Annotated in this window: 11 protein-coding genes and 1 riboswitch; of the genes, 8 read left to right on the top strand and 3 right to left on the bottom strand. The window is 66.6% G+C overall.

Features of this window, described 5'->3' with window-relative positions:
• Window positions 1-2: 2 nt before the first annotated feature.
• From metH to D4766_RS04740, 7 genes are all read left to right on the top strand, one after another.
• Window positions 3-2,618 carry a methionine synthase gene (gene metH / locus D4766_RS04770; RefSeq protein WP_120716411.1) on the top strand — a complete coding sequence of 872 codons (2,616 nt, stop codon included), beginning with the start codon at window positions 3-5 and terminating at the stop codon, window positions 2,616-2,618.
• Window positions 2,594-3,538, top strand: a complete 945-nt coding sequence (locus tag D4766_RS04765; protein ID WP_162935652.1) for a sulfite exporter TauE/SafE family protein — start codon at window positions 2,594-2,596, stop codon at window positions 3,536-3,538. Before metH ends, D4766_RS04765 begins: the two co-directional genes overlap by 25 nt.
• A gap of 72 nt (window positions 3,539-3,610) precedes the next feature.
• Window positions 3,611-3,703: riboswitch (glycine riboswitch) on the top strand.
• Window positions 3,704-3,858: 155 nt separating this feature from the next.
• Window positions 3,859-5,001 (top strand): glycine cleavage system aminomethyltransferase GcvT, encoded by a 1,143-nt coding sequence (gene gcvT / locus D4766_RS04760; protein ID WP_120716409.1) that lies wholly within the window; start codon window positions 3,859-3,861, stop codon window positions 4,999-5,001.
• The gene (gene gcvH / locus D4766_RS04755) at window positions 4,998-5,369 is read left to right on the top strand and encodes a glycine cleavage system protein GcvH (protein ID WP_120716408.1); all 372 of its coding nucleotides are present in this window, start codon (window positions 4,998-5,000) and stop codon (window positions 5,367-5,369) included. Before gcvT ends, gcvH begins: the two co-directional genes overlap by 4 nt.
• A 112-nt stretch (window positions 5,370-5,481) precedes the next feature.
• Complete coding sequence (gene gcvPA / locus D4766_RS04750; protein WP_120718065.1) at window positions 5,482-6,843, top strand: aminomethyl-transferring glycine dehydrogenase subunit GcvPA; 1,362 nt, start codon at window positions 5,482-5,484, stop codon at window positions 6,841-6,843.
• The gene (gene gcvPB, locus D4766_RS04745) at window positions 6,840-8,459 is read left to right on the top strand and encodes an aminomethyl-transferring glycine dehydrogenase subunit GcvPB (protein ID WP_120716407.1); all 1,620 of its coding nucleotides are present in this window, start codon (window positions 6,840-6,842) and stop codon (window positions 8,457-8,459) included. The genes gcvPA and gcvPB overlap by 4 nt, the downstream gene beginning before the upstream one ends.
• 5 nt (window positions 8,460-8,464) lie before the next feature.
• On the top strand, window positions 8,465-8,923 hold the full coding sequence (locus D4766_RS04740; protein ID WP_120716406.1) for an ABA4-like family protein: 459 nt from the start codon (window positions 8,465-8,467) through the stop codon (window positions 8,921-8,923).
• 22 nt (window positions 8,924-8,945) lie between these two features.
• Here the strand turns inward: D4766_RS04740 and D4766_RS04735 are convergent, their stop codons facing one another.
• Window positions 8,946-9,077: an entericidin A/B family lipoprotein gene (locus tag D4766_RS04735; RefSeq protein WP_120716405.1), complete on the bottom strand. Its 132-nt coding sequence runs from the start codon at window positions 9,075-9,077 to the stop codon at window positions 8,946-8,948.
• A 61-nt stretch (window positions 9,078-9,138) separates the two neighbouring features.
• A complete protein-coding gene (locus D4766_RS04730) occupies window positions 9,139-10,047 on the bottom strand; it encodes a DMT family transporter (protein ID WP_120716404.1) in 909 nt (302 codons plus the stop codon).
• A gap of 56 nt (window positions 10,048-10,103) precedes the next feature.
• On the opposite strand from D4766_RS04730, the gene D4766_RS04725 reads away from it, so the two are divergent.
• A complete protein-coding gene (locus D4766_RS04725; protein WP_120718064.1) occupies window positions 10,104-10,334 on the top strand; it encodes a hypothetical protein in 231 nt (76 codons plus the stop codon).
• On the opposite strand, the gene D4766_RS04720 is transcribed toward D4766_RS04725, so the two are convergent.
• Window positions 10,331-11,854, bottom strand: coding sequence for a TadA family conjugal transfer-associated ATPase (locus D4766_RS04720; protein WP_120716403.1), 1,524 nt, complete (start codon window positions 11,852-11,854; stop codon window positions 10,331-10,333). The two genes, D4766_RS04725 and D4766_RS04720, sit on opposite strands and share 4 nt — an antisense overlap.
• Window positions 11,855-11,974: the final 120 nt, after the last annotated feature.

Genomic DNA, 11,974 nt, shown 5'->3' with positions numbered 1-11,974 from the left:
TCGTGACCACCGCTGCTGCATCATCGCGCTTCGTCAATGTCGGCGAACGGACCAACGTCACCGGATCGGCGGCGTTCAAAAAACTGATCATGGCGGGCGATTATGCCCGCGCGGTCGAGGTCGCGCGCCAGCAGGTGGAGAACGGCGCGCAGGTGATCGACGTCAACATGGACGAAGGGCTGCTCGACGCCGTCCACGCCATGACGACCTTCCTCAAGCTCATCGCTGCCGAACCCGACATCGCACGGGTGCCGGTGATGATCGACAGCTCCAAGTGGGAGGTGATCGAGGCGGGCTTGAAGTGCGTCTCGGGCAAGCCGATCGTCAACTCGATCAGCATGAAGGAAGGCGAGGCGGCGTTTCTTCAACACGCCCGCAAGTGCATGGACTACGGCGCCGCCGCGGTCGTGATGGCGTTCGACGAAACCGGGCAGGCCGATACCAAGGCGCGCAAGGTCGAGATCTGCAAGCGCGCTTACGACCTCCTCACCGGCATCGGTTTTCCCCCTGAAGACATCATATTCGACCCCAACGTCTTCGCGGTAGCGACCGGGATCGAGGATCACGATCGCTACGCGCTCGACTTCATCGAGGCGGTGGCCGAACTGCGCCAGCTCTGCCCCCACGCCCACTATTCGGGCGGCCTTTCCAACTTGAGCTTCAGCTTCCGCGGCAACGAGACCGTGCGGCGCGCGATGCACTCGGTGTTCCTCTACCATGCCATTCCGGCCGGGCTCGACATGGCGATCGTCAACGCCGGTCAGCTCGACATCTACGACCAGATCGACCCCGCGCTGCGCGAAGCGTGCGAGGACGTGATCCTGATGCGCCGTCCGGATGCGACGGAAAGGCTGATCGAGCTCGCCGAAAGCTACAAGGGCAAGTCCGCCGCCGACGAAAAGACCGCCGAGGAATGGCGCGGCTGGCCGGTCGAGCGGAGGCTGGAGCACGCGCTGGTCAAGGGCATTGACGCCTACGTGGTCGAGGACACTGAAGAGGCGCGGCAAAAGAAGGACCGCCCGATCGAGGTGATCGAAGGTCCGCTCATGGACGGCATGAACGTGGTCGGCGATCTGTTCGGCAGCGGCAAGATGTTCCTGCCGCAAGTGGTGAAATCGGCGCGCGTGATGAAGAAGGCGGTCGCCCACCTCATCCCGTTCATCGAGGCCGAGAAGCTCGCCTCGGGCCTCGCCGACCAGTCGAAAGGCCGGATCGTGATGGCGACCGTGAAGGGCGACGTCCACGACATCGGCAAGAACATCGTCGGCGTCGTGCTCCAGTGCAACGGCTACGAAGTGATCGACCTCGGCGTGATGGTGCCGTGGGCCAAGATTCTCGAGACCGCGAACGACAACCAGGCCGACATGATCGGTTTGTCGGGTCTCATCACCCCCTCGCTCGACGAGATGGTGACGGTAGCCGAGGAAATGGCGCGCGCAGGGATGACGATGCCGCTGCTGATCGGCGGCGCGACCACCAGTAAGGTCCACACCGCGCTGCGGATCGAACCCAAGTATGCCGGTCCGGTCGTACACGTGCTCGACGCGAGCCGCGCAGTGGGTGTCGCGAGCCGTCTCCTCAGCGATACCCAGCGCGATCAGTTCGTCGCCGATACCGCTGCCGAATACCGCAAGGTGCGCGAGGCGCGCGAGGGCAAGGCACAGAGCGTGTTGCTGACGATCGAGGAAGCGCGGGCGAACTTTTACGATCCGCGCTACGCCGACAAATCGGGCGTGCCGCGCCATCCGGGCGTTCACGGGTTTCCCGACTGGGATCTCGCCGATCTCAGGCAGTACATCGACTGGACGCCGTTCTTCCGCGCGTGGGAACTGCACGGCACCTATCCCGCGATCTTGGGCGACGAGGTGGTCGGCGAAACCGCCCGCGCGCTGAGGGCCGATGCCGACGCGATGCTCGACCGTATCGTAAGCGAGAAATGGCTGACGGCGAAGGGCGTCGTGGGGCTATGGCCCTGCGCCCGCGACGGCGACGACGTGACCGTGCATCTCGACGAGGGCGATCGCCACGTCCTCCTGCCCTTCCTCCGCCAGCAGGTGAAGAAGAGCCGCGACCGGGCGAACATGTGCCTTGCCGACTTCATCGATCCCGCCGGCGACTGGATCGGCGGCTTCGCGGTCGGTATCCACGGGATCGAGCCGCATTCCGAACGCTTTCGCGCCGAAAAGGACGACTACTCCGATATTCTGCTGAAAGCGCTGGCGGACCGCTTCGCCGAGGCATTCGCCGAACGGCTGCACCAGCACGTCCGCACCGACCTGTGGGGCTATGCGCCGGGCGAACAACTCACCAACCAGGCACTCATAAAGGAAGAGTATCGCGGCATCCGCCCCGCGCCGGGCTATCCCGCATGCCCCGATCACAGCTTGAAGCCCGTGCTTTTCGACATGCTCGATGCCGAGGCGCATACCGGGCTGACGCTGACCGAAAGCTTTGCCATGTATCCGACCGCGGCGGTCAGCGGGTTCTACTTCGGTCACCCGGAAAGCGAGTACTTCGGCGTCGCCCGCGTCGGCCGCGACCAGCTCGAAGATTATGCATCGCGGCGCGGCGTCGACCTCGCTACGGCCGAACGGTGGCTGCGCCCGAATCTCGACTGACGCTGCGTGTGCCCGGGCGGATCGTCCGGGTAGGGGCTGTAGCGCTTGCCGGCATCTGGATTGCGCTCTGGTTCCTCGTGCCGGTCGACACGGGATTACTGCGCCAGCTTGCATTCCTGCCGGGCGTCGGAGTTGTCGGGGCCATCATCGCCAATACGTCGGGAACCGGCGGCGGTGTGGTATTCGTTCCGGTGTTCAACGGCCTGCGCGAAGCGGGCGTGATGGCGCTCGATCCCTTGCAGGTGACGGCGGCATCGATGGGCATCCAGTGCTTCGGCATGACCATGGGCGCGCTGCGCTGGACCGACCGGCTGCTCCACCAGCCATCGCCGCCCGATGCCCTGCACAGCGCCGTGCGCCCGCGCGACTACGCTCTTGCCGCCGCGACGGTGCTCGCGATCTCGCTTCCCGTGATGCTGATCGTCCAGCGCATCGGGCCGGTGGACAATCGTACGATTCTACTGGTCTACAAGGCGTTCTCCATCCCGCTCGGCCTTGCGTTGATCGCGACCACATGGACCGTGAACCGCACCGCGCACGAGCGGACCGCGCTTGCCCCGGTCGACCTTGCGGTTCTGGCGCTGCTCGCGGTTCCGGGCGGAGCTATCACAGCGTTGCTGTCGGTCGGGATCGGCGAACTTGTGGCTCTATATCTCTTCATGCGGCACTACCCCGTCCTGCTGTCGACCGGGGTGGCCTGCGTCGTCTCGTCGGCCAGCGTGCTATCCGGCATGGTCTGGCATGTCGGGAACGGGACGGTGCAATGGGAGGTCGTGCTGCTGGCGGGTCCCGGCGCAGCGTTGGGCGGCTTCCTCGCGCGGCCGATCGCCACGTGGCTCGGGGCGCGGCGTCTGAAGACCGCGGACGGCGCGTGGATCGTGCTGTCGGCGACGTATCTCGTCTGGCTCAATTGGCGGTGATTGCGTCGATCGGCGATTGACCGAATCCTTTGCCTCGCGCAGAGCATCGGCGTCGCCGGGATGCGAATCCCGACGTCCGCCATGGGAGAGAGCCTTTCCTCGCGAAAAGCCGCCGAAGGAGCAACCGCCCCGGAAACTCTCAGGCAAATGGACCGTGGCGGGCCGTGCGATACTCTGGAAAGCGTCGCTCCGTCAGGGGCGGCCACCGACGGTGTAAGCCTGCTTTCGGGCACGGCCAAACTCTCAGGTTTCCCGACAGAGGGGGTAGCGGTCTTTCAGGTGTCCCGCCGGGCATCGGCCGCGCTGTCGGGGAAGTGTGCGTGAGCGAGAGCGAAGAGACCGTCGAACTCGAAAAGCTGCCGATGGACCACTGGCACCGCGCGAAGGGCGCGCGGATGGTGCCGTTCGCAGGATACGAGATGCCGATCCAGTATGAGGGCATCCTGGCCGAGCACGAGTGGACCCGCAATCACGCCGGCCTGTTCGACGTCAGCCACATGGGCCAGCTCATCGTCGAGGGCGAAGGGGCGGCCGAAGCGCTCGAGGCGCTGCTGCCCGGCGACATCTCGGCGCTGAAGCCAGGCAAGGTCCGCTATTCGCTGCTGCTGGACGCGAACGGCGGGGTGCTCGACGACCTGATGGTGACGAACGTCACCCCAGACGGCGGAACGCCGAAATACTACGTCGTCGTCAACGGCGCGACCAAGTGGGACGACATCGCCCACTTGCGCGAACACCTGCCCGACGAAATAACCCTGACCCATCTCGACGAGCGCGCGCTGCTGGCTCTTCAGGGCCCCGAAGCGGCAAGCGCGCTGGAGCGCACGATGCGCGGCATCACCGAGGATTTCGGGTTCATGGAAGCCCGGAACTGGCAGTTCGGCGAGCTCGACCTGATGGTCTCGCGGTCGGGCTACACCGGCGAGGACGGCTTCGAGATTTCGGTCGCCGCCGACCAGGCCGACCAGCTCGCCGGAAGGCTGTGCGCCGAACTCGAGGTCAAGCCCGTCGGTCTCGGCGCACGCGATAGCCTCCGGCTCGAGGCCGGCCTGCCGTTGTATGGTCACGACCTTTCGTCCGATACCGATCCGGTCAGCGCGGACCTCGCCTTCGCCATCAGCAAGAAGCGGCGGGCGGAAGGCGGTTTCCCGGGCGCGAACCGCATCCTCGGTCTGCTGGCCGACGGTGCGCCCACGAAGCGCGTCGGTCTCGTACTCGAAGGTCGTATGGCTGCGCGGGAGGGCGCGAAGGTGTTCTCCGGCGACAGCGAAGTCGGCACCGTCACCAGCGGCGGCTTCGCGCCCACGCTCGGCCATCCCATCGCCATGGCCTATGTCGATGCCGCCCACGCATCCGAAGGCACCGCACTTGAACTCGAGGTCCGCGGCAAGCGTCTGCCCGCAAGGGTGGTGACGATGCCGTTCGTCCCGCACCGCTATTTCCGAAAAGGAGCTGCGAAATGACGCGTTACTTCACCGAAGACCATGAATGGATCGAAGTCGACGGCCAGTCGGCCACGGTCGGCATCACGTCGTATGCCCAGGAACAGCTCGGCGACATCGTGTTCGTCGAAGTGCCGGCCGAAGGGACGAGCGTCGCCAAGGGCAACGAGGCCGCGGTGGTCGAGAGCGTGAAGGCGGCAAGCGACGTCTATTCGCCTGTCACCGGCATTGTCACCGAGGGCAATCCGGCGCTGGAAGACGATCCCGCGCTGGTCAACTCCGCGCCCGAGAGCGAGGGCTGGTTCTTCAAGCTGACCATCAGCCAGCCGAACGAACTGGAAGGACTGATGGACAAGGAACAGTACAAGGCCTTCTGCGACAGCCTCTAGGCTCCCCTCCCCTTCAGGGGAGGGGCCGGGGGGTGGGGGCTGTCATGCCGCCGCTTGCCCACATGCCCCACCCCAACCCCTCCCCTGAAGGGGAGGGGCTTTGGAGATGATAATGCGCTACCTGCCCCTGACCGATGCCGATCGCCGCGAGATGCTGTCCGTCATCGGCGCGCCCGACGTCGATGCGCTCTTCACCGACGTGCCCGCCGACCTTTATTTGCGCGAGCCGATCGGGGGCCTGCCTTCGCACGCCAGCGAAATGGCGGTCGAACGGCACATGCGCGCGCTTTCGATGAAGAACCTCGCCGCGGCCGATGCGGCGTTCTTCTGCGGCGCTGGGGCCTATCGCCACCACGTGCCCGCGTCGGTCGATCACATCATCCAGCGCGGCGAGTTCCTGACCGCCTACACGCCCTACCAGCCGGAAATCGCGCAGGGCACACTGCAGATGCTGTTCGAGTTCCAGAGCCAGGTCGCCCGGCTTTACGGCTGCGCGGTGGCGAACGCCTCGATGTACGACGGGTCGACCGCGTGCTGGGAAGCGGTGGCGATGGCGGGGCGGGTGACAAAGAAGAAGCGCGTCGTCCTGTCGGGCGCGCTGCACCCGCACTATGCCGAGACCATCCGCACGATGGCTAAGTTCACCGATGACGAGATCGCCGGCGCCCTTCCGTCGTTATCGGGTGCGCCCGATATCGACGGCCTCATCGCGCGGATCGACGAGAACACCAGTTCGGTCGTGGTCCAGTACCCCGACATCCTCGGCCACGTGTATGACCTCGCCCCGATCGCCGAGGCGGCGCACGCCAAGGGCGCGCTTCTGATCGCGGTGAATACAGAGCCGGTCGCCCTGGGCGCCGTAAGGTCGCCCGGTGAGATGGGCGCGGACATCGTCGTGGGCGAAGGGCAGTCGCTGGGCGTGGGCCTGCAGTTCGGCGGGCCGTACCTCGGCCTCTTCGCGGTGCGCGATCCCAGGCACGTGCGACAGATGCCGGGCCGCCTGTGCGGCGAGACGGTGGACGCCGAAGGCAAGCGAGGGTTCGTGCTGACGCTGTCCACCCGCGAGCAGCACATTCGCCGCGAGAAGGCGACCAGCAACATCTGCACCAATAGCGGCTTATGTGCGCTTGCGTTCACGGTCCACCTCACCCTTCTGGGTGAAAAGGGGCTGCGGGCGCTGGCGGCGGAGAACCACCGCCTCGCCTGCATCGCCGCCGACAAGCTGGCCGCACTGCCCGGAGTGAAGGTGCTGAACGACAGCTTCTTCAACGAATTCACGGTGATCCTGCCGACCGATGCCCGCGCGGTCGTGCGCGACCTGGCGAAGGACAAGGTGCTGGCGGGCGTCTCGCTCGGCCGGCTCTATCCCGGCGCCGACGCGCTGTCGGGCGGACTGCTGGTGGCCGTTACCGAAACCACGAGCGAGGAGGATATCGACACCCTCTGCTCCGCGCTGAAGGAGGTGCTGGCATGAACGCGCCCAACACGAGCGGCTGGAAGCCCGCGATGAACGCTGCCGCCCCCGGCGGGGACAGCCCGACCGTCACCGGCAACCGCGCGCTGATGCTGGAAGAACCGCTGATCTTCGAGATCGGCAGCGGCGAGAGGTGCGGCGTCGACCTGCCCGAGCCCCGCGAGGGTGCGAACCGCCTGGGCGGCCTCGCCCGGACGGAGGCGTTCGGCCTCCCCGGCCTCAGCGAACCCGAGACGGTGCGCCACTACACCCGCCTCAGCCGGCAGAACTACGCGATCGACCTCGGGCTCTTCCCGCTGGGCTCGTGCACGATGAAGCACAACCCGCGCCTCAACGAGAAGGTCGCACGGATGCCCGGTTTCGTCGACGTGCACCCGCTGCAGCCGGTCGACACCGTGCAGGGCGCGCTCGAAGTCATCAACGAACTCGCGCACTGGCTGATCGAGCTGACCGGAATGCACGGCGTCGCGATGACGCCCAAGGCCGGTGCCCACGGCGAACTGTGCGGCGTCCTGTGCATCCGCGCCGCGCTCGAAGCGAAGGGCGATGCGCGCGAGGTGATGCTCGTGCCTGAAAGCGCGCACGGCACCAATCCGGCCACCGCCGCCTTTGCCGGCTACCGGGTGGAGGACATTCCCGCCAACGCCGACGGCCGCGTCGACGTCGCCGCGCTGAAGGCGCGGCTGGGGCCCGACGTCGCCGGGGTGATGATCACCAACCCCAACACATGCGGCCTGTTCGAACGCGACCTCAAGGAAATCTCCGACGCGGTCCACGCGGCGGGCGGGTACGTCTATTGCGACGGGGCGAACTTCAACGCGATCGTCGGCCGCGTGCGCCCGGGCGATCTCGGCGTCGACGCGATGCACATCAACCTGCACAAGACCTTTTCCACCCCGCACGGCGGCGGCGGGCCGGGTTCGGGGCCGGTGGTTCTGAGCGAGGCGCTGAGCCCGTTCGGTCCGCTGCCCTACACCGCGCGAACGAAGGACGGCGTGGTCCACCTGATCGAGGAAGAGCAGGCCGAGGCGTTTTCGCAGGAACATCTCGGCGGCAAGATGCAGAGTTTCGGCAGGATGACCGCCTTCCATGGGCAGATGGGCATGTTCACCCGCGCGCTCGCCTACATCCTCAGCCACGGCGCCGACGGATTGCGGCAGGTATCGGGCGACGCCGTCCTCAACGCGAACTACGTGCTGCGCGCTTGCGAGGACCTGCTGGACGCGCCGTTCGGCGGCAGCGGACCGTGCATGCATGAGGCGCTGTTCTCGGATAAAAACTTCGGCGGTGGGCTCTCTACGCTCGATCTTGCCAAGGGAATGATCGACGAGGGCTTCCACCCGATGACGATGTATTTCCCGCTTGTCGTCCACGGCGCGATGCTGGTCGAACCGACCGAGACCGAGAGCAAGGCGGGCCTCGACCAGTTCATCGCCGCGCTGCGAAGCCTCGCCGAACGCGCCAGGGCGGGCGACGAAAGCCTGAAGACCGCGCCGCACTTCGCGCCGCGCCGCCGCCTCGACGAAACGCTCGCGGCGAGAAAACCGGTGCTCGCGTGGAGCGAGCCCGACGTGCCCGGGGGTCGGCCCACCCGGAGCGAGCAGGGCGGGAGCTAGCGCGCATGTGGCAGGCGATGTTCGGTATCACCAACCTCGTCGCGCTGGCGATGTGGGTCGTGCTGATCGCCCTGCCGCGCAGGCCGTTTACGCTCGCGCTTGTGTTGTACGCAGGCGTCGCGCTCCTGTGCCTCGCCTATGCCTCCGGTCTCGGCTGGGTGCTGGCGACCACCGGCGGAGGGGGCGGCGACTTCACGACGATCGAGGGCGTCCGGTCGATGTTCGCGACCGACGCCGGTGTAGCGATCGGATGGACGCATTACCTTGCGCTCGATCTCTTCGCCGGACTGTGGATCGCACGCGATGCCGACGCGAAGAAGTTCTCGCGGCTCGTGCAGGCACCGGTGCTGCTGCTGACGTTCATCGCCGGGCCGGCGGGCCTGCTGATCTGGCTGGTCGTGCGCGAACGGCGCGCGCGCGGGCCCGGCGGCTGGACGTCGAAGAAGCGCCCGACGCTCGGCTGACGACGCCGCGCCCTGGCGTGGGTCAGTCGATCACATCCTCGCCCGCCTGACCGACCGACTGGATGTCGCGGCCGAGACCCTTCACCGTGTTGCAGGCCGCCGTCGAGACGGTCAGCGCCGCCAGGCCGAGTGCGAGGACGATCTTGCGTGTCATGGTTCTTCGATCCTTTATCGTTGCGGGTCCGGCTGCTTCCTGAAGGCCGGACGGGGCGAAGTCATTCGCCGACCATGACACGGGCACGCTGCAGCGCAAGCCGGTGCTCGCGCCAGGCGATGATAAGCCCTGCGCCGACGATCAGTGGCACCCCCGCCCACGTCGCCTGGGTCGGCAGCCGGTCGAATACCCAAAATCCGAACAGCGTCGCCCAGATGAGCGAGGAGTAGTCCATCACGATCACACTCGCGACCGCGCCGTACTTGAGGGCCGCGGTCAGCAGGAACTGGCCCAGCAATCCGAAGAAACCGAGGCCGGCGAGCAGGCTCCATTGATAGGCGGTGTGCGGCGTCATCACGAACGGCATTGCCGCCGCCAGAAGGGGAAGGCTGAACGCGGCGAACCAGAAGACGATCGTCAGCGGCGGCTCGGTGCGGCCGAGGTCGCGGATCTGGATCGAGATGAGCGCGATCATGAAGGCCGCCGACAGCGCCATCGCCGCACCCAGCGGCGGCACGTGGCTGTGCCCGGGCTGCGCGATCACGATCACCCCGGCAAACCCCAGCGCGACGGCGCCCCAGCGCCTCTTGCCGACCGGCTCGCGCAGGATCAGCGCCGACAGCACGACTGCCCAGATCGCGGTGGTGAAATTGAACGTGGTCGCTTCCGCCAGCGGGAGAAGCGTCACTGCGCCGAAGTTGAGGAACATGCCGGCGAGCCCGGTCATCGCGCGGCCCGCGTGCGCCTTCAGCCGCTTGCTGCCGAGAACGTGCAGCCGCCGGTGCGCGGCAAACCAGGCCAGCAGGATCGGTACGGTCGGAAGCTGACGCCAGAACAGCGTCTCGGTGAGCGTCACGCCGCTTTCGACGACGAGCTTCACGAACACCAGCATGATCGACAGCACGAACGCGGCGCCCAGCCGGATCAGCAGCGCCATCATCGGGCGTTGGTCGGCGGCGGCATCGCTCATCTGCGCCCGCCATAGTGGCACTGGCGGTCCGCGCAACGCATCCCATATGGGCGACCGTGAAACTGCCCGACGCCCTGTTGTTCGCAAGCGATGCCGAAGTCGTGTTGCTGTGGGGGATCGGCGTCCTGCTCGTCGCGGCGGCGGCGCGCTACGCCGAAAGCCGCCGCGTCAGACGTGCGCGGATCGACCAGGTGGGCTGGGTGCCGTGGACCGGCCTGTTCCTCGTCCTTTGCGTGATCGGCCTGACCCTCGTCGGGCTCGGCGTGCTCGGCCTGATCAAAGGCTAGAGGCAGGCTTCAAGATACGCCTGGTCGAAGCCGAACTGGCGGGCCTTTTCGAGCGTGTAGGGCCTGAGGCCGCTCGAGCGGAACTCGCCGAGGATCTTGCCGTCCTCGCTCTCGTCGAGATACTCGAACTTGAAGAGCTCCTGCGTCACGATCACGTCGCCTTCCATGCCGATGACCTCGGTCACGTTTGTCGTCCGGCGGCTACCGTCGCGCAGACGTTTCACCTGCACGATAAGATCGACCGATTCCGCGATCTGGCGGCTGATGGCTTCCTTGGGGATCTTGATGTCGCCCATGAGGATCATGTTTTCCATACGGCCGAGGCATTCGCGCGGGGAGTTGGCGTGGAGCGTGCACATCGAACCGTCGTGACCGGTGTTCATCGCGGCGAGGAGATCGAAACACTCCGCGCCGCGGATTTCGCCCAGGATGATGCGGTCGGGGCGCATACGCAGGGCGTTCTTCACGAGATCGCCGATGGTGATCGCGCCTTGGCCCTCCAGGTTCGGCGGGCGGGTTTCCAGCGGCAGCCAGTGCGGCTGCTGCAGGCGAAGTTCGGCCGCGTCCTCGATCGTCAGCACGCGTTCGCCCGGGTCGATCATCTTCGACATGGCGTTGAGCATGGTCGTCTTACCGGAACCGGTACCGCCCGAGATGACGATGTTCATCCGGCACGCGCCGGCGATCTTCAGCGCGGTCGCCATCTTGTCGCTCATGCTGCCGAAGTCGCGCAGCATGTCGATGGTGATCGGCTTTTCGGAGAACTTACGAATGGAGATCGCGGTGCCGCGCAGGCTCAGCGGCGGCACGATCACGTTGACGCGGCTGCCGTCCTTCAGGCGGGCGTCGGCGAGCGGCGTGGTCTGGTCGACGCGGCGGCCGACCTGGTTCACGATGCGCTGGGCGATCTGGAACAGGTGCTGCTCGTCGCGGAACCGGATCGGCGCGATGACCAGCTTGCCCTTCTTCTCGATGTAGGTCTGGTCGGGGCCGTTGACCATGATGTCGCTGACGTCGGGGTCGTTGAGCAATTCCTCCAGCGGACCGAAGCCGAGCAGCTCGTCGATCAGCACCTTTTCCAGCGCGAACTGTTCGCGCCGGTTGAGGGTGACCTTGAGTTCGGCGAGCACCTCGAGGATGATCGGGCGGAATTCTTCCGACAGTTCGTCCTTGGTGAGGGTTGCGGCCGCTTCCGGGTCGACGCGTTCGAGCAGACGCGGCAGCACCTGCTCCTTGATCTTGTGGACGGATGCTTCGAACCCGCCGACTTCCTGCTGCTCGTGGATCGCGTTGGCGCGGTCGGCGAGGCGGGTCATCGCGTCGCCCTTGTTCGGGGCGCCGGCATCGTGGGACGGGGCGTGCATCGCGCCTTCGCCCGGCAGCGGGGGGAACTGCTCCCCGCCCGGCGGCGGCGTGTTGGCGGCGGGGATGCCGCCCTTCATCGGGCGCGCGACGCCGAACGACGGGCGGCCGCCGGGGGTCATGCCGCCGGGTCCGTTCTTCCGTCCGAATGCGCTCATCGATAATTCCTTCGGGGCCTGCAGGCGATTGCGTGGGCTGCCATCCGCCAACGAAGCGAACGGCGCCTTCCGAATGAAGGTGAATAGGAAGGAAACCTTATTTTTTTCCTAAGCGGGCCC

The organism is Tsuneonella amylolytica (assembly GCF_003626915.1).
Taxonomy (GTDB): domain Bacteria; phylum Pseudomonadota; class Alphaproteobacteria; order Sphingomonadales; family Sphingomonadaceae; genus Tsuneonella; species Tsuneonella amylolytica.
The sequence above is the reverse complement of the archived record's forward strand: the minus strand, read 5'-3'. Positions and strand labels throughout refer to the sequence as shown.